Origin of the sequence: Paenibacillus sp. A3, from assembly GCF_001399685.1 — a bacterium.
GTDB lineage: Bacteria > Bacillota > Bacilli > Paenibacillales > NBRC-103111 > Paenibacillus_G.
Genome location: NZ_JTHN01000069.1, coordinates 14,999 through 34,131 on the forward strand (window position 1 = coordinate 14,999; position 19,133 = coordinate 34,131).

The 19,133-nt window shown below is 54.0% G+C and carries 12 protein-coding genes; 2 read left to right on the top strand and 10 right to left on the bottom strand.

Annotated features, from left to right (window positions below; translation table 11 throughout):
• Nucleotides 1-12: 12 nt before the first annotated feature.
• The 3 genes from QJ48_RS10155 to QJ48_RS10165 all read right to left on the bottom strand — a co-directional run bounded on the left by QJ48_RS10155 (nt 13) and on the right by QJ48_RS10165 (nt 5,303).
• On the bottom strand, nt 13-3,120 hold the full coding sequence (locus tag QJ48_RS10155) for an efflux RND transporter permease subunit (RefSeq protein WP_054973508.1): 3,108 nt from the start codon (nt 3,118-3,120) through the stop codon (nt 13-15).
• Between the two features lie 123 nt (nt 3,121-3,243).
• A complete protein-coding gene (locus QJ48_RS10160; RefSeq protein WP_054973509.1) occupies nt 3,244-4,629 on the bottom strand; it encodes a HAMP domain-containing sensor histidine kinase in 1,386 nt (461 codons plus the stop codon).
• Nucleotides 4,626-5,303, bottom strand: coding sequence for a response regulator transcription factor (locus tag QJ48_RS10165; protein WP_054973525.1), 678 nt, complete (start codon nt 5,301-5,303; stop codon nt 4,626-4,628). Before QJ48_RS10165 ends, QJ48_RS10160 begins: the two co-directional genes overlap by 4 nt.
• A gap of 194 nt (nt 5,304-5,497) precedes the next feature.
• On the opposite strand from QJ48_RS10165, the gene QJ48_RS10170 reads away from it, so the two are divergent.
• Nucleotides 5,498-9,430 carry an Ig-like domain-containing protein gene (locus QJ48_RS10170; protein WP_054973510.1) on the top strand — a complete coding sequence of 1,311 codons (3,933 nt, stop codon included), beginning with the start codon at nt 5,498-5,500 and terminating at the stop codon, nt 9,428-9,430.
• 292 nt (nt 9,431-9,722) lie between these two features.
• Here the strand turns inward: QJ48_RS10170 and QJ48_RS10175 are convergent, their stop codons facing one another.
• The 4 genes from QJ48_RS10175 to QJ48_RS10190 form a co-directional block, all read right to left on the bottom strand.
• Nucleotides 9,723-11,618 carry a PrkA family serine protein kinase gene (locus QJ48_RS10175; protein WP_054973511.1) on the bottom strand — a complete coding sequence of 632 codons (1,896 nt, stop codon included), beginning with the start codon at nt 11,616-11,618 and terminating at the stop codon, nt 9,723-9,725.
• 352 nt (nt 11,619-11,970) lie between these two features.
• Complete coding sequence (locus QJ48_RS10180) at nt 11,971-12,534, bottom strand: RNA polymerase sigma factor (protein WP_054973512.1); 564 nt, start codon at nt 12,532-12,534, stop codon at nt 11,971-11,973.
• A gap of 177 nt (nt 12,535-12,711) precedes the next feature.
• The gene (locus QJ48_RS10185; RefSeq protein ID WP_054973513.1) at nt 12,712-13,818 is read right to left on the bottom strand and encodes a cell wall metabolism sensor histidine kinase WalK; all 1,107 of its coding nucleotides are present in this window, start codon (nt 13,816-13,818) and stop codon (nt 12,712-12,714) included.
• Nucleotides 13,808-14,503, bottom strand: a complete 696-nt coding sequence (locus QJ48_RS10190; RefSeq protein WP_054973514.1) for a response regulator transcription factor — start codon at nt 14,501-14,503, stop codon at nt 13,808-13,810. Before QJ48_RS10190 ends, QJ48_RS10185 begins: the two co-directional genes overlap by 11 nt.
• Before the next feature lie 354 nt (nt 14,504-14,857).
• On the opposite strand from QJ48_RS10190, the gene QJ48_RS10195 reads away from it, so the two are divergent.
• Complete coding sequence (locus QJ48_RS10195; RefSeq protein ID WP_054973515.1) at nt 14,858-15,493, top strand: HutD family protein; 636 nt, start codon at nt 14,858-14,860, stop codon at nt 15,491-15,493.
• Nucleotides 15,494-15,535: 42 nt separating this feature from the next.
• Here QJ48_RS10195 and QJ48_RS10200 read toward each other — a convergent pair whose 3' ends face one another.
• The 3 genes from QJ48_RS10200 to QJ48_RS10210 form a co-directional block, all read right to left on the bottom strand.
• Nucleotides 15,536-16,615, bottom strand: a complete 1,080-nt coding sequence (locus QJ48_RS10200) for a lactonase family protein (RefSeq protein ID WP_054973516.1) — start codon at nt 16,613-16,615, stop codon at nt 15,536-15,538.
• Between the two features lie 475 nt (nt 16,616-17,090).
• Nucleotides 17,091-17,768, bottom strand: coding sequence for a deoxyribose-phosphate aldolase (gene deoC, locus QJ48_RS10205; protein WP_054973517.1), 678 nt, complete (start codon nt 17,766-17,768; stop codon nt 17,091-17,093).
• A 42-nt stretch (nt 17,769-17,810) separates the two neighbouring features.
• The gene (locus QJ48_RS10210) at nt 17,811-19,112 is read right to left on the bottom strand and encodes a pyrimidine-nucleoside phosphorylase (protein WP_054973518.1); all 1,302 of its coding nucleotides are present in this window, start codon (nt 19,110-19,112) and stop codon (nt 17,811-17,813) included.
• Nucleotides 19,113-19,133: the final 21 nt, after the last annotated feature.

Genomic DNA, 19,133 nt, shown 5'->3' on the forward strand with positions numbered 1-19,133 from the left:
CCTCCTCCTTCGTTACATCTCTATTGTCGCCGGCTTCGAACCGTCGTCTGGTTTTTTTCGATTAAACCAACCGGAAATCCGGTTTTTCCAGTTCTCAATCATTTCATAGACAATCGGCACGACGACCAGCGTGAGAATGGTCGAAGTCGTCAAACCGCCGATAACGACAACTGCAAGCCCTTTGGAAATCAAGGTGCCATGCGCAAATCCGAGCGCAAGCGGCAGCAGAGCCACGATCGTAGCCGCGGCGGTCATAATAATCGGACGCAGGCGGACCTTGCCCGCTTCCATCAGCGCGTGGCGCACCGTGTACCCTTCCTCCCGGAGCTGCTGCACACGTTCGAGCAATACGATGGCGTTCGTAACGACGATCCCGATCAGCATCAAAAAGCCAATCATCGACGTGATATTAAGCGATTCCCTTGTGATGAGCAACGCCAGCAGACCGCCGATAGCCGCAAGCGGCAGCGAGAACAGAATGGCGAACGGCGCCGAGGCGTTGCCGAAGGCCAGCACCATGACCAGATACACGATAAATACCGCAACGCTCATCGCCATATACAGTTGACCGAAGTTTTCGTCGGTGTCCTTGTTGACTCCTCCGAGCTCACGGGTTACCCCCTCCGGGAGCTCAAGGGTCTTCAGAGCCTCGTTCACCTGGAGACTGACGCCGTTTTTGTTCGCGCTATTAATTTTCGCCGTGATCGAGACCTCTTGCTTTTGGGTTTTCCGGGAGATGCTCGCCGGAGCCTCCACCTCGCGGATTTTGGCCACTTCGTTCAAATAGACGGTTCCCGTCTTTGTAGAAATCGGAAGCCGGCCAAGCTTCTCCAGCGTATCTTTATCTTTTTTACTAAGCGAAACGGTCGTCTTGTACGTGACGTCGTCCAGCTTAACATCGCCGAGCTGCTGCTTCTGAACCCAGCCCCGCGCCGTTTCGCGGATCGTGCTAACATCCAAGCCGTACGTTCGCGCCTTTTTCTGGTCCACGACGATATCGACTACGGTTTTGGCGTCGCTTAACGCGTCCTTCACTTCGTAAAGCTCCGGGAACTCCGCCAGCTTCTTCTTGACGATCCCCGCCGCAGCAATCAAATCCTTCTGATTGTTTCCGTACAAGGTGTACCCGAAGTCAGTCGTCGCCGGACCTCCTCCGCCGAGGGAAGAAGGGAGAACCTCGGAGCCCTTCGGCAGCTCGGCCAAAATCGCGTTCTTGAATTGATCCCTGACTTGATCGGGCTTCACGTTCTCGTTCATTTCCATAAAGAGCTGGAACGCATATGGCACCCGGTCGTTATTCACTCCGTCTCCGCCGTTATATCCGACAAGCGCCTCCACGTAACGGAATACGGGATCGCCGTTCGAATCCTTGCTCTCCATCAGCATCTTTTCCAATTCCTTGGATTTGAGATCGGTCGCGGCATAGGAAGTCTCGTAGGGCAGCTTCACGGTATAATAAATATTGCGCGGTTGAGCGCCGCCCGGGAATAGCGCGATAGCCAAATTAGGTACGACGATGACAATCGAAAGGATAAACAGCAGGCCCGATATGAGCAGCGACTTGATCCTGTGCGTCAAAGACCACTCCAGAGCCGATTCGTACATCGAGGTAAACCGGCCGACTTTCGTTTCGTCGTGCGCTTTGAACTTGCCCCGCAGCACCAGCAGCTTGGCAAGCATCGGAATGACGGTCAACGCCACCAATAACGAAGCCATCAAGGCAACGGCTATCGTAATGGCGAACGGCCGGAAAAATTCACCTACCATCCCGCTGACCATCCCGATCGGAGCGAATACGGCCACGGTTGCAACTGTCGAGGACGTAATGGCCATGGCCACCTGCTTGGTCGCCATCAGGATGACCGATTCGTTGCGCTCCTGCGCTTTTTCCAGCGACGTATAGATATTCTCGATTACGACGATCGAATCGTCTACGACCCGTCCGACAGCGATGAACATGCCGCCGAGCGTCATCATATTGAGCGTGATGTTTAAATAATGCAGCAGCATCAGCGTGATCAGCATGGACAGCGGAATCGAGACGAGAACCACAAGCGTCATCCGGACGTTGCGCAGGAAGATGAGAATCATGAGCGAAGCAAGTATCGCCCCCATCACGCCTTCCCGCAGCATGCCGCTGATCGATTCCTTCACTTCGTCCGCCGTATTAAAGATCGAGCGGAAGGTGACGTTCGGCATCGTCGTCTTCCAATCGCTCATCAGCTTGTCAGCGGCATCCGAGAATTCCACAGCGTTCGCATCGCTTGTTTTAAACAAATGAATGCCAAGCGCTGCCTTGCCGTCGAGTCTGGCCATGAATTTGGATTCCGTCACAGCGGAAACTTTCGCCACCTGAGACAAGAGGACCGTTCCACCGGAGCTCACGGTCAGCTCCAGCTGTTCCACAGCATACAAGCTTTCCAAATCGCCGAATACGCGGGCCATCTTCTCGTTGCCGCTCAGCTCGACGGAGCCGATCGGTCCTTTGGACAGCGCGGATTCGATCGAAGCGGTCACCTGCGATGGCGTCAAGCCGAAGGCGCTCAGCGCGTCGGCATTAAGCTGAATGTCCATCGTCGTTTCCCGGTTGCCGATGGCCGTGATATGGTCGATGCCTTTAATGCCTTCGAATCCCGGCTTGATCTTGTCCTTATACAGCTTGTCGAGCTCGGTTTGACTCACGCCTTCGTTCGCCGACACGACCAGATAATAGGCCGGTGCCGACGAAAATCCGAACGTCATCGCCTTCGGTCTTTGTGCCGTAGAAGGCAAACTGACTTCCTGGAGCAAATTTTCAACTTCCCGCTTTTTCTTGTCCAGGTCCACCCCATGCTTGAATTTAACCTCAAGAAAAGAATTGTTGTCGTTTGAGGTCGAAGTCAGCAGTTCGAGGTCCGGCATATTCGCCAGCTTATCCTCGATCGGCTTCGTCACGTTGTCCATTACATCCTTTGGCGAGCCAGGGTATGTGGTAGTAACAAAGACGCCCGGATAAGTGATATTGGGATAGTTCTCCTTCTTCAGCTTCGTTGCCGAAAACATCCCGCCGCCGAGCAGCATGGCGACGATGATGATCACTGCCGCGACGTTCTTCATCGAAAATTTAATCAGTCCGTTCATTCCACTCCTCGCTCCTTTATAAATGTCCATCCGATTCTGGAAAATACTTTACCTTGCAAATATGAACGGAGCGTGAACCGGACAAAAAAAAGATCAACCCGATTTGGATTGATCTTTGAGCTGTTATTTCTTATCCGGGGCGTGACGCTTGCCGGAGAAGCTGGGTAGCGTAACCGTAAAGACGGTGCCCTGCCCGGGCTTGCTGCGCACCTCGATCGTGCCGTGATGCAGATCGACGATCTTTTTCACGATGGCAAGTCCAAGTCCGCTGCCGCTTTTCTCCCGGTTCCTAGCCCGGTCCGCCTTATAAAACCGGTCAAAAATGCGGGCCTGATCCTCCTCGGAGATCCCAATGCCCGTATCGCCGATCCGGACCTGAATCCGGTCGGTGGCCGGAAGAAGCCGCACTCTGACCATGCCGCCCTCCGGCGTGAACTTCAAGCTGTTGGTGATCAGATTCATCCACACTTGGCTGAGCTGATCCGCATCGGCATAAATTTTCGCCGAGGGCAGCCTTAAATCAAGCTCCAGCTTTTTGGCCGACCAGATTGGCTCTGTGGCTACGATGACACTGCGAAGCTGCTCATCCAGCGCATACGTCGTAGGGTGAAACGGATGATGCTCCGATTCAAGCGAAGCGAGCTTGAGCAAATTCTCGCTGAGCCGGGACAACCGTTCCGCCTCCGTCTGAATGATCTCCAGATATTTCCGGCGTTCCTCCTCCGACATCGCCTTCTCCCGCAGCAGCTTGGAAAATCCGGCGATCGACGTAAGCGGAGACTGAATCTCGTGCGAGACATTGGACACGAAATCCTGCCGCATCCGCTCCATCTGCTTAAGCTCTCCGGCCATCTCGGTGAAGCTTTGGGCAAGCTCGCCCAGTTCGTCCTTGCGAAATTTCCAATCGAAGCCGATATTGAAATCGCCCTTGGCCATCCGCCTGGCCGCTTTGGTCATGCGCTTGATCGGTTTGACCAAATAACGGCCGGCCACCATGATGAAGACGCTGCCGATAATCAAGGCGTTGATCAGCGAGATGTTCAAATAGCTTTGCAGGAGCCGGTCGGACTTGTTCGAGGCCGGCTGCAAAAACATCGCATACGAATGCCCTTGGATCTTCACCGGGTAACCCAGTATGCTGACATCCATACTCGACTCGTTCCAAAGCTGTTCCCCGTGCAGCACCTGAGCAATTTCTTGCGGAGTAATGACCTTTCTCGTCTCGACGTCGGTATATCCGTATAACGCTTCTTTGCCTGCCTCGTCATATACCCTGATGAAGAAAGGCTTGGCAAGCTTGCGGTTAAGCATGTACGAGTCGAAATCGACATTATCCGTCGCTTTATAGGTATCGATCAAATCTTGCGCCACCAGCCTCATGTCATCCCGAAGCTGCGCGTTCAGCCTCTCCGAGAAAATGAAACCCATGATCACAAAGGCCACGACCAATCCGAAGATGACCGCCGCCAAATAAACGAGCACCATCCGCGTGTAAAGCGTCTTGATCATCCGCTCACCTCAAGCTTGTAGCCAAGTCCCCGGATGGTGCGGATGGTGAAGCTGTCCGTCTCGTCCGCAAACCGTTCTCTGAGCCGCTTGATATGAACGTCCACGGTACGGTCGTCTCCTTCGTAATCGTGCCCCCAGATTTGTTCGATAAGCTGGTTCCTCGTGAAAATTTGGTTCGGATGGCTCGCCAGCTTGTAGAGCAGCTCAAATTCTTTGAGCGGAAGCGTCAGCTTCTCGTCGCCTTTCAGAACCTCATGGCTTTTCTTGTTCAGCTCGATCCGGCCGAATTGCACGGTATCCGACGCATGGATCCGGTATCGCTTCAGCAGCGCCTTCACCCGCACGACCAGTTCCAGCGGATCGAACGGCTTGACCAAATAATCGTCCGTTCCCAGCTCGAAGCCCTTGACCTTGTCTCCCGTCTCGCCCTTGGCGGTTACCATCAGAAGCGGAAGGTCCGTTTGCTGCATCCGAATATGACGGCTCAGCTCCCAGCCGTCCATAAACGGCATCATAATGTCGAGAATGACCAGATCTACCCGGTTCTCCTGCAGCAGCTTCCATGCGTCCTGCCCGTTCTCCGCCTCCAGCAGGCGGTAGCCCTCCTCGCGCAGACTGACTCGGATCAGCTCCCGAATATGCCGGTCGTCATCCACGATCAATACGGTAATCATCAACAGTCCCCCCAAAAACCGAAAAATCCGGTAAATCACAGTACCTTCATGATAATGGACCCGCAGGCCGTATTTCAAGCAAACCTATTCTAAACAAAACTTTAAAAACCAATTAACACTTGACGAACAGTTCTTTTTTAAACTAGAAAAGGTTGCCATCTATAACCCAAGATACCGTTAAAGGAGCGAACACGATGTTAACCCGATTTGTAAGAAAAAGCGGTAAACTGCTGGCGCTGATCAGTGCTGCCGTCATGCTGGTGACAGCCGTTCTCGTACCGGCCGCAAGCCAGTCGGCATTAGCCGCAAGCGCGCCATCCGCGGGAAGCTTCCAGCTTGCCGTTCTTCCCGACACGCAAATGTATGCCCGTTACAAAAAAGAAATTTTCTTGTCGCAAACCGAGTGGATCGCAAAAAATCAGTTCAACGAACGCATTGCATTCACAGCCCACGTCGGCGATATCGTGGACAGAAGAAATCAAGATTACGAATGGCAGGCTGCCGACGAGGCGATGAAATGGCTCGACAAATACCACGTTCCTTACGGCTATGTGGCCGGAAATCACGATATTAACGAATGGCAATGGGATGACCAGCGCAATAACAACGCCGAGAAATTTATGCAGTATTTTAACCCTGCGACCCGCATGTCTGGCAGCCCGGGCTTCGGCGGCGTGTCCCCGAGCGGATATTGCTCCTACTACACCTTTGAAGCGGCCGGCAAAAAATTTCTCGCTCTCTTCCTGGACTGGCGTACCTCCGATGCGTCCATTCAATGGGCGCAGCAAGTCATTGACGCTCACCCGGATCTTCCTGTCATTTTGATCACTCACCAGCTGCTGAACATTGCCGAGGACGGAAAAACGGCCTTCATTACGGCAGAGCACGGCCAAGGCTTGTGGGACAAGCTGATTAAGAAGAACGATCAAATTTTCCTGACGGTGAACGGACATCATCACGGGGCCGCCCATATGGTGAAACCGAACGACAACGGGAAAGACGTGCTCATGATGGTCGTGGATTACCAAGGCGGCTACATGGGCGGCAACGGCTGGATGCGGATGCTCAATATCGATTTGAAAGGCAACCAAATCAAAGCTTACTCCTTCTCTCCCTGGGTGATGAACATCCCCGAAGAAGAGCGGGACGAATTCGATATGGAACGTTTGACCGACGCAAACAACGAATTTACCGTATCCATGAACTTCGAGCAGCGATTCGGCTCCTTCTGGGGATCGCAGAATAAAGTTCCGATCGCCAAAAATGTCGATTTCGATACGCTCCAGGACAAACCGGTCAGCGGCAAGCTGAAAGGGGCCGATGCCGATTTCGATACGCTCACTTACCGCATCGGCAGTCAGGGGTCCAAAGGCACGGCGACGATTACCGATCCCGTATCCGGCGCCTTCACCTACACACCGAATGCCGGTCAAACCGGGATGGATACGTTTACTTATGTGGTCAATGACGGGAAAGCCGACTCCCCTCCCGGGACGGTATCCGTTCGTATCAAAAATCCCGACGAAACGAATCAAGGTACGGTCGCCCATTGGCGTATGGAAAGCGACCAAACGGTCGAGGGACAGCCGCTCCCTGACGGTATCACGGTCGTGAAAGATCTGTCCGGCAATCATAACGATCTATATCGTCATAATGTCGGAAACAGCAAGCCGGGAGACTTGGTCTGGTCCTCGGATGCGCCGTTCAAAAGTCAAAGCAAGGCCAGCATTCGCCTTTTCGGCGACAAATCTCAAGGCAAAGCTTCCTATCTGAAAACCGCCGATCAGGCGGCCATCAATAACATGACGTTCGAACAAGGCTACACCATCGAAGCATACGTCAAGCTGGCTCCCGACTTCGATAAGGACAAGCATGGATGGATGGGTATTCTGGCCCGCGACGAAACCGGAGCCAACGCCGGCAAAACAGGCGGCGACCCCGCCGAGCCGACGGCCTCGCTGGCAATTTCCACGTTGAAAGAGATGCAGTGGGCCGTTTACCCGCAGAACATCAACGATACGGTGACCAACTGGTCGGGCGAGCTTTTCTTCAAGTGGTACCATGTTGCCGTGGTCAATGACGGTCAGACGACGAAAATGTACATCGACGGAGCTCCCGTGCTGCGCAACCCGGACGGCAATCCGGTAGGAATTGCGACGGCAGGCAAGCCGTGGACTATCGGCTCCGGTCATTATGATAATGTGCACGAGCTTTCCTTCAACGGCTGGATCAGCGAGATTCGCATTACGGACCACGCTTTAAAAAGCAACGAGTTTCTCATGGTGCAAAATCAGACACCGGTCGCAGAGAACGCGTCCATCAGCGCCGATCAGGATAAGTCTGCCTCAGGGAACATGAAAGCTACCGATCCGGACGGCGATAAGCTGACCTACAGTATCGTTAACAAGCCGGCCAAAGGGGTAGTCACCGTTACAGACGAGGTTTACGGCGCATTTACGTATACGCCGAATCCTGGCGCAACTGGCACCGACTCTTTTACGTTTAAAGCCAGCGACGGTAAAGCCATGTCCAACGAAGCGACCGTAACCGTCGACATCCGGACGAATCACGCGCCGAAAGCAGAAAACGCCATGTATACCGTTATCGCAAGCGGACAGCTAAGCGGTAAGCTGGCTGCTGCGGATGCGGACAGTCAAGACAAGCTGACCTATTCGATCGTTAGCCAGCCGACCAAAGGCACGCTCACACTTGAAAACGCCGTTCTCGGAACGTTTGCGTATAAACCGAATCCGGCGGCTGCAGGCATCGATTCCTTCGTTTTCCGGGCACACGACGGCAAAACGAACTCAAACGATGCGCTCGTCGTTATCGACATCGAGAAGCAGACCGATGGCAGCGGCAACCGTAAACCAACCGCAGAATACATGACATTCAAGACGAATGAAAGCTTGTCGCTTCAAGGAAAGCTGATGGCCGCCGATCCGGACGGCGATCCGCTCTTCTACCGTATCGTGAAGCAGGGGGCTAAGGGAACGGCGGCGATAACGGATTCCGTATACGGAGCTTTTACTTACGCTCCGAATCCGAAGCAATCCGGAAGCGACATGTTCACGTATGAAATCAGCGACGGCAAGGGCGGCACAGATGAAGCTGCCGTCGTCATCGAAATTAAGCCTAACCAATCGCCGAAGGCAGACAACGTTACTTACACCACGAACCAAGGCGTTGCGTTAAACGGCGAGTTCAAAGCAACCGACGGCGATCAAAACCGGCTTACGTATTCGATTGCCAAAGAAGCGGACATGGGAACCGTAACCGTTACGGATGCGACCTACGGCAAATTCACGTACAAGCCGAAACCGGGTCAAACGGGGACCGACGTGTTCCACTATAAAGTAACCGACGGCTTGGCCGAAGCTTCGGCCACTGTCACGATTACGATCACGGAGCCTGACTCGGACAGCGGTTCCTCCCCGGCTCCGAGCACTGGCAGCGGAACGAACACAGGAAGCGGCAGTACTGGCGGAGGCGGTGGCGCTCCGGGAACGAAGCCGAGTACGGACAAGCCGTCCGATGAAGTAAAGCCGGGTAAAGGCGCTGGCACGAATACGGGGAACAACAACGGTTCCGTTCCTGCCGTAACCTTCAATGACATGAACGCCCATTGGGCGAATGAGGCGGTCGGTAAGCTGAGCACGATGAAGCTGTTCGACGGTTTTCCCGACGGCTCCTTCAAGCCGGAGCAAGCTATGACCCGGGCGGAATTCATTACCGTCATCGTTCGGGCTTTGAAATTAAACGCGAACTCGCAGGCGGCATTCTCGGACACCAGCAGCCATTGGGCCAGCCAAGCGATTGCAGCCGCCGTCGCCAAGGGCGTCGTCGACGGATTCGGGGACCAATTCAAACCGGACCAGCCGATTACGCGAGAGCAAATGGCCGTCATTCTGGTGCGTGCCTTCGGACTACACGCTAACGGAGCCGAAGCAAAGCTTTCGGATAGCTCGGCTATCTCCGAGTGGGCCCAATCGGCAGTTTCGACTTTGATAAATCAAAAGCTCATTCAAGGATACAATGACGGCTCCTTCCAACCGAAGCGTGCCGCCACAAGGGCTGAAGTCGCCACGATGCTGCTGCGCCTGCTCGAATTCAAAGCACAGCCATAAAAGAAAAAGATCGCCCCTCGGGCGATGAGCTTGTTGAGAAAGTGGTCAATTGAGGTAATAGAGGTGTACGAGGGGGTGGGGTATCTACTTCCGACCGCTCTTGTCATCGGGAAATTTGATTGAAAAGCCGCTTATTAGCGGACATTTCCCGATGACAAAGGCGGACGCTATCGCTTCTCCAGTAGATACCCCACCTCCGTAAGTTTCTCTATTTCAGTCAAAATCCTCTTTTTCAACACTCTGATCGCCCCTCGGGCGATCTTTTCTTCATTGGTTACCCCAGGCAAGCAAATTACCGGTTCAACAAGCTGCCGACGTAACGCAACAGCTCATTGGCCGAAGCAGTCGTATAGCCGTGCTCCTCGACAAGACGCTTAATGACCTCGTTGATTCGCTTCAGTTGGTTCTCATCAGGGGTTTTCGTCGAAGTCGTAATTTTGACGATGTCCTTCAGATCGGCGAACAGCTTCTTCTCGATCGCTTCGCGCAGCCGCTCGTGGCTGCTGTAGTCGAACCGCTTCCCTTTGCGCGAATACGAGGACATCCGGATCAGTATCTCCTCACGGAACGCCTTCTTCGCATTTTCCGAAATGCCGATCTGCTCTTCGATCGAACGCATCAGCCTCTCGTCCGGGTCCATCTCTTCGCCGGTCAGCGGGTCTTTGATTTTGGTCCAGTTGCAATACGCCTCGATGTTGTCGAGGTAGTTGTTGAACAGCGTCTTCGCCGACTCGTCGAACGAGTAGACGAATGCTTTTTGCACCTCTTTCTTGGCCAGCTCATCGTACTCCTTGCGCGCGATGGAGATGAAGTTCAAGTACCGCTCCCGTTCCTCCTTCGTGATGGAAGGGTGCTGGTCCAGACCGTCCTTGAGCGCCCGCAGCACATCCAGCGCATTGATAAATTCCAGACCTTGCCGGATCAGCGCGCTGGAAATCCGGTTGATGACATAGCGGGGATCGATTCCGCTCATGCCTTCCTCCAAATATTCGCTCTGCATTTCCTTTAAATCCGCTTCCTTGTACCCTTCGACCTCTTCGCCGTCGTACATGCGCATTTTTTTGACGAGATCCATCCCCTGCTTCTTGGATTCCTTCAACCGGGTCAAAATCGAGAAAATCGCCGCGGCCCTCAGCGAGTGAGGCGCGATATGCACATGCTTCATGTCGCTTTGCTGGATCAGCTTGGCGTAAATTTTCTCTTCGTCCGACACCTTCAAATTATAAGGAATCGGCATAACGATCATCCGCGATTGGAGCGCCTCGTTCTTTTTATTGGAAATAAACGATTTATATTCGGATTCGTTCGTATGGGCGATAATGAGCTCGTCTGCCGAAATCAAGGCGAACCGTCCGGCTTTAAAGTTGCCTTCCTGCGTGAGGGACAGCAGGTTCCACAGAAACTTCTCGTCGCATTTCAGCATTTCCTGAAACTCCATCAAGCCCCGGTTAGCCTTGTTCAGCTCTCCGTCGAAACGGTAAGCCCGCGGATCGGATTCCGAGCCGTACTCGGTAATCGTGGAGAAATCGATGCTCCCCGTCAGGTCGGCGATATCCTGCGATTTCGGATCGGACGGACTGAACGTCCCGATGCCTACGCGGCTATCTTCGGACAGCAGCACGCGCTCTACCAGTACGTCTTCGATGCGTCCCCCGTAATCATCCCGTAAGCGGATTTGGCAGGAAGGGCAAAGGTTACCCTCGATCCTCACGCCGAATTCCTGCTCCACCTCGCTTCTCAGCTCATGCGGAATTAAGTGCAAAGGCTCCTCGTGCATCGGGCAGCCTTTGATCGCATATACAGCGCCTTGATCCGTGCGCGAGAACTGCTCAAGTCCGCGCTTGAGCATCGTGACAATGGTCGACTTCCCGCCGCTGACCGGCCCCATCAAAAGCAAGATCCGCTTGCGGACGTCCAACCGACGCGCCGCCGAATGGAAATATTCTTCCACCAGCTTCTCAATCGCAGAATCGAGCCCGAAAATCTCTTTTTCGAAAAAGTTATACTTTCGACGCCCATTTTCTTCCAGGATGCCGTGGGAGGCAATCATTTCGTACACCCGTGCATGCGCCGTCATAGCCAGATGCGGATGCCGGCGGAGCAGCTCGATGTACTCGGCGAAGGTTCCGGTCCAGGCCAGCCTTTCGGTTTCCGTGCGATAGTCGGCGATTTTCTTGAATATATTCATGATCTTACCTCCTGAGGGTTTTGCGCTAAGCAAAACCGGCTTCGAAAGGATACGCTTTGAGTTTTGCTTTAGCAAAACTGGCTTCGTAAGGATATGCGCTTCGAAACGATGCGTAACGCCGTTAGCCGCCGCTTCCGGGCTTTTGCCCCGGCTTCTTCTTCGGATTTGAAGTGTAATAAATACCTATGCAGAAAGCAAAGGGAAGTTGACCGAAAATTTCTGGCAAATTCGGAAAAGAAGCCGTAGGCTTGTCCGGACGGAAATAACGAAAGGAAGGGCGAAACGGAGGGAACTTTTAAGCGCGACAGGGGGCATACCGGGGTGCGGGAAGATCCGGCGAGACGGGGAGCCGTTATGGGCGCCCCTCGACTTGGAGGCGCCGGACAGCTTCTTTCCGCGCCCGATGCAGTCTTGTTTTGATCGTCGTCAGCGGGAGCTTTAAGTAGGAGGCGATTTCACCGGGCTTCAGTTCGTATTTGGCCTTAAGCAGCAGCACGTCCCGAAACGCCAGAGGCATCTCCAGAATCATCCCGAACATTTCACGGCTATCCTCGCGCTTTAAATATTCCTCCTCCGCGGACGTATGGGCCTTCTCCGTCTCGACCCTGTCCACAACCGTCACTTTGCGAAAATAGGAGCTTCTCCGATAATCGAACACGGTATTGCGGGTGATCGTGAGCAGCCACGCCCGCACGGAGCCGTCGCCCCGAAACGAAGCGATTCGGCGGTAAGCCTTCAAAAACACATCCTGGGTAATATCGTCGGCCACATCGTGTTTACGGGTTAATCCATAAGCGTAAGCCCATACCTCGCGGCGGTGCTGCTCCATCCATGATCTAAAAAGAACCTCATCCTTGGCGGACGGGCGATTTTCCAAGTTAAGGCAATTTCTGGTTTTCTCTAATTGTTGCGGCATCTCTATCCAAGCCTCCTCCGACAAACGAGCGCTTCCGGAGCGCTTTTTTTCTTTATTATGAACTTCATTACTTAACGATCAACTAAGAAAAGTTAACGAATTTCTTAAGATTTTCTATATAAAGACGAAAAAAACGCGCCTACCCCTGCAGGTTCGGCACGTTTCATGTACAGTTTCTTAAGAATTAGCCTTCTCTCCCAGGAGATTCAGGCGTACCGTAAAGACGGTCCGCTCCTCGTCGCTGGACGCGGAAATGGTGCCTCCGTGCAGCTCGACGATGCTTTTGGCGATGGCCAAGCCGATGCCGGAACCCCCGGTATGCGTCGCACGGGATTTCTCCACGCGGTAAAACCGTTCGAAAATATGAGGCAAATCGGTTTGCGGGATCGTTTCGCCGTAATTGATAATCTGGATCACGGCTTCATCCCCTTCCTTGAAGCCCATCACTTCAAGATATTTCCCTTCACTGCCGTACTTGATCGCATTGGAGATCAAATTCTCGAATACCCGCCGCAGCTTGTTGCCATCGGCCATGACCAGCAGCTGCGACTCGAAAAAGGTCATATGCTGCTCGATCCCGACCTCCTGAAGCTGCAGCCGGAACTGCGCGAAAAGCTGGCGCATCATTTCGACCAGATTGATCGGGGCCTTCTGGATCGTCGCGCCCGTAATATTGCTTAAGCGGGTGTATTCGAACAAATCCTGAATTAATTGAAACATCCGTAGCGATTCCTCGTACGCCATGTTGACATAATAACGCAGCTCCACTTCGTCCCGGTAACGGTCCTGCTCGATCAGACCGAGATAGCCGGTAATCGAGGTGAGCGGAGTCCGCAGATCGTGGGATACGTTCGTAATCAGCTCGTTCTTGGTGGACTCGGCCCGCCGTTCCTCGTCGATCGACGTTTTGAGCCGCTCGACGACCTGGTTGATGTTCCCGGCCAATTGGCCCAGCTCGCCGATAGACTGCACGGGCACCTTATGATCGAAGTCGCCGTCGGCGATCCGCTGCACGTCCTCGATAATATGGATCAGGTACCTGTGGTAGCGGGCGTCTTTTTCCCGTTTGAAAAAATATAAGGCCGACAGCATGAACAAAGGCAGCGCCGTAAGATAGTAAATATCCGGATAACCGATATAATAATTAATCCAAATAAACAGCGAATTTAATGACAGCTTGGAAAAATAAATCGACTTGGCGATCGTCGAAATGACCGCCAGCACGACCGCGGTCGTTAATACGCTCCAGAAGAGCGGCACCGCGACTCTCCAGTTAGTTCTCAATTTTGTACCCTACCCCCCACACCGTGTGAATCAGCTTTTCTCCCGCCATTTCCTTCTCCAGCTTCTCGCGCAGCCGGCTGATATGAACCGTTACGGAGTTGTTCGTCTCAAAATATTTTTCCTTCCAGATCAGCTCGAAAATTTCCTCCGATCCGAAAACCCGGCCCGGATGGCTGGCAAGCAAAAATAAAATGCCAAATTCGATCGGCGTCAGCTTGATCGGGCGGTCGTCGATCGTGACGGCATGGTTGCGCTTATCGATTTGCATCGACTTGATCTTGATGATCCCCTCCGCATCCGGCTGTGCCGTCTGCGCGCTGAAATACGACCGCCGCAGCAGCGACTTGACCCGTGCCACCAGCTCCAGCGGATTGAAGGGCTTGCCCATATAATCGTCGGCCCCCGTCATCAGGCCCAAAATTTTGTCCATATCCTCATCTTTGGCACTCAGCATCAGGATCGGCGTCGTCTTGTCCTCCCGGATTTTGCGGCAAACCTCCATCCCGTCCAATTCGGGCATCATTACGTCCAAAATGACCAGATGGACGGTTTCCTCCTCCATCCGTCTTATGGCGTCGATTCCGTTATGCTCCTTAAGAACCTCGTAGCCTTCGTTTTTTAAGTAAATCTCAAGTAAATTCGCGATTTTATGATCGTCGTCGACGATGAGGATGCGTTTGTTCATACAAGTCTACCTTCCTTAACCGGTTAGTTTAACGGCAGATTACCACGTTCCGGGAAGGAAATCAACGACTTGGCTTTCCTCGATGCCGTACGGCCATACAGTTTCTTCTTTTCTCATGCTGCGGACATAGCGCTTCTCCTCCCCTTTCCAGCGGCAACAACCCGATCGTCCCCGTCATGACTATTGAATTCCATAGCAACGCGCGCTTCCTTACTTTACCGCCTGTTCGTTAACCGAAAGCTAAGCAAAGCTTACGAAAAGGTTACGCTTCCTTGCTAAAATCTTACAATACCGGACAAGCCTTGATTCCTGAGCCGTCCCGTTGTATGTTCATCCTAAGAATAAGAAAGCGATGTGATCGATTCGATGGGCTTTTCGGTCAAAATCATTCGGCAAGAGGATCAAAAAACGGCGAGCTGGTCGGGAGGAGCCACGACGCAAATGGCGATCTATCCGGAAGGCGCGTCGTATGAGCAGCGGAATTTCGACTGGCGGATCAGCAGAGCGGCAATTCACGCGGAGGAGTCCAGCTTCACGAGTCTGCCCGGCTACCGAAGATTGCTGATGGCAACGCAAGGCGAATTTGTGCTGGAGCACGAACAGCGGCATACGGCCGTGCTGAAGCCTTTTGATCAAGACCGCTTTGACGGGGCTTGGACGACCCGGTGCCGGGGAAAAGGGAACGACCTCAACGTGATGCTGGGGCCCGGATATTCGGCCGAAATGCTGCCTGTTCTGATCCGTGATTCTCACAGAGAAGATGTGCAGCGTTCGGGGCTGGCCGCGGATATGGTGAGCTACGAATGCATACATCCGGTTGACGGGGATGTGGAATTTTCATCGGGCGACGATTTATCGGTTGTGCTGCGTCAGGGGGATTTGCTCCTTTATAAAATCAACGGATGGCCGGAGAAGCCGCTAGTGTTCCGCTATGCGAAGGTTGGGGCTCCGGTTCATGTGGTACGCATCTCCATCCGCGGTTCAAAATAAAAAACGACGGGGTCCTTGGTGAACAAGGACCTCCGTCATGAACTAACCGATTGCCGCAAACTTGATGCACACGGGCTTTGACACATCCAGTCTGTCCCCCGTAGGCCGAAGCTTCCCGGTAGCCGCGTCCCGCGAGAACGTCACGATTTGATTCGAATCCCGGTTGGCTACGAGCAGGAAGCGACCGTCCGGCGAGAGCGCGAAGTTACGCGGATGTCCTCCAAGCGTCGAAGCATGCTCGACGAGCGTGAGTTTGCCGGTTGAGGAATCGATGGCATACACCGCGATGCTATCATGTCCGCGATTGGAGCCGTACAGAAATTTGCCGTCCGGCGAGACGTGAATATCGGCGCACGCATTGTCCCCTTCATAAGAAGCGGGCAGCGTCGAGACGGTCTGTATTTCGCCAAGCTTGCCCTGCTCCCGATCGTAGGAGAATGCCGTAATCGTTGAACCCAGCTCGTTGATGACGTAGCCGTAAGACAGCGACGGATGAAAAACAAAGTGCCGCGGTCCCGACCCCGGCGCTACCCGAACTTCGTCATGAGGAAGCAGCTGTCCGGCAGCGACGTCGAGTTTGTAAGTAAAGACGCGATCCAGCCCCAGATCGCAGACGATGGCGTAGCGGTTGAAACGATCGACGAATACGGAGTGCGCACGCGCCTGATTTTGCACGGGCAGGACGCTGGAGCCTTCGTGCCGGCGGATGTCCGCGGTCTTGCCGATGCGTCCGTCCTCCAGCAGCGAAGATAGCCCGATCAGGCCGCCGTGGTAGCTTGCGACCATGATGTATGTATGGGTGCGGTCCAAAGTAATGTGACACGTGGTCGCCGGCACCGTCAGCTCCTTGCCGAGCAGCGACAGCTTGCCGGTTTCGGGATCGAACCCGTAGGCCGCGGCAGCCCCACAGCGCTTGCCTTCGGAATCTGCTGCCTCCGTGATCGCATATAGCTTCATGCCTTCAGCATTCACATCCAAAAACGTCGGATTCTGCAGCCCGGCCGTTTGATCGGTCAGTTCGAGACTTCCGGTATCGGGATCGAATCTGCATGCGTACAAGCCCGGATCGGCCGCATCCGCATACGATCCCAAAAAAGCGAAGATCTTCTTCTTGCTCTCCATCCAAACACCTCTCTATCTCATTCATGTCCTATAGGCATTATCGCAAATCCGCCGGCCTCAGGCAACCGGGCCGCACGTTAAAAAGGACCTCCCGTAAGGAAGGTCCTGGGTTTGTTGAGAAAGTGGTTAATTGAGATAATAGAGGTTACGAGGGGGCGGGGTATCCGCTTCCGACCGCTGCCCCACCCCGCAAAGTGAAGTTGAATCAGGAAGCTTAGTCCGAATACTTTGCGGGGACCCCGGGTCCTCGGGAAATTTGATTGGAAGCCGCTTGTTAGCGGACATTTCCCGAAGACAAAGGCGGACGCTATCGCTTCTCCAGCGGATACCCCACCTCCGTTTGCATCTCTATTTTTTTGTGAAAATCCACTTTCTCAACAGCCTAAAGGACCTCCCATAATGGAAGGTCCTTGGAGCCTAAGTAAATAAATGTTGCATTGCAGGGAGCTTTGAGGCGCGCTTCGTTCAATTTCGATTAGTACGCGCTGCTGGACTGCTCGCCTTTGACGATCGATACGCCGGAGCTGGAGCCGATTCGGGTAGCCCCCGCTTCGATCATTGCTTTAACATCCTCCAGGCTGCGCACGCCGCCGGACGCCTTCACTCCGATGTCCGGGCCTACCGTTTTGCGCATCAGCGCGATATCCGCTGCCGTAGCTCCGCCGGTCGAAAAACCCGTCGATGTCTTCACGAAATCCGCGCCGGCCTTCACCGCCAAACGGCATGCCCGCTCCTTCTCTTCGTCGGTCAAGAGGCAGGTTTCGATAATGACCTTCGTCAGCGCCTTGCCTTTAGCCGCTTCGACGACGGCCCGGATATCCTGTTCCACCAGATCGTCCTGCTTATCCTTGAGCGCACCGATATTGATCACCATATCGACTTCCGTCGCTCCGGCAGCGATAGCTTCCCGGACTTCGAACGCCTTCACTTCCGGCATCGTCGCCCCCAGCGGAAAACCGATGACCGTGCACACCTTCACGTCGGGCGTGTCCTTCAGCACTTCATAAGCTGTCTTCACCTGTGCCGGATTGACGCAAACCGAGGCGAAACGGTACTGCTTCGCTTCCTCCGCCAACCGGATCACCGCCTCACGGCTAGCATCGGCTTTTAATAAGGTATGGTCGATTAATCGGGCGATTTCGTTTGTTGTCATCTGCTTACTCCTCCGTTCGTTTTTCAACCCTCGAAACTAAGTTTAATGAATTTCCGCGTGCACCAGAACCGGACGTTCCACTTTGCCGGAGGCGATGGTGTACGATTCGTAGATGCTTTCAATAACGTCATCCACCGTTTCGCGATTGCTGTGAATGGTAACAAGCTTATCCCCGGGCTTCACTTCGTCGCCGATTTTTTTGTGCAGCATCAGGCCAACACTCAGATCGATCTCGGATTCCTTCGTTGCGCGTCCCGCGCCCAAGATCATCGCCGCGGTGCCGATACTGTCGGCGACGATCTCCGAGACATAGCCCGCCTCTTTCGCCTTCACCTCGATACGGTATGCGGCAGCCGGCAGTTTGGACGGGTCGTCTACGATCGACGCGTCTCCGCCCTGTGCGGCAATGAACGCTTTAAACGTCTCCAATGCCCGGCCGCTGGAAATCGCTTCCTCCAGCTTACTCCGCGCTTCGCTCACGCTAGCAGCCTGCTTTGCCAAATATACCATATGACTGCCGAGCGTCAAGCACAGTTCGTGCAAATCTTCGGGACCTTCGCCGCGCAGCGTATCGATCGCTTCCTTCACCTCGAGCGCGTTGCCGATCGCAAAGCCGAGCGGCTGATTCATATCGGAAATGACCGCCATCGTATTGCGTCCCACGTTGTTGCCGATGTCTACCATCGCCTTCGCCAGCTCCTTGGCGCTGTCCAAGTCTTTCATGAACGCGCCGGCGCCTACTTTGACATCCAGAACGATAGCATCGGAACCGGAGGCGATTTTTTTACTCATGATCGAGCTGGCCATCAGCGGGATCGAATTGACCGTCCCGGTCACATCGCGAAGCGCGTAAATCTTTTTGTCCGCCGGGGTCAGGTTTCCGGTCGGTCCGGTCACCGCAACTTTCACTTCGTTCACTTGCTTGATGAATTGTTCGCTGCTGATTTCAGCCTGGAATCCCGGAATCGCTTCGAACTTGTCTACCGTTCCCCCGGTATGGCCGAGTCCGCGCCCGGACAGCTTCGCTACGGGAACGCCGACCGCGGCGACGAGCGGCGCAAGAACGATCGTCGTCGTATCGCCGACGCCTCCGGTGCTGTGCTTGTCCACTTTGACGCCTTCGATAGCGGACAGATCGATCGTATCACCCGACGCTACCATAGCCATCGTCATATTCGCCGTCTCCATCGGGGTCATGCCGCGGAAGAAGGCCGCCATCAGAAACGAGGACATCTGGTAGTCCGGGATCGTCCCGTTCGTATAGCCTTGCACGATGAAATCAATTTCCGTCTTGCTAAGCTCGTGACCGTCACGCTTGCGGGCAATCAAATCAACCATTCTCATGTTTCTCGTCTCCCCGTGTTT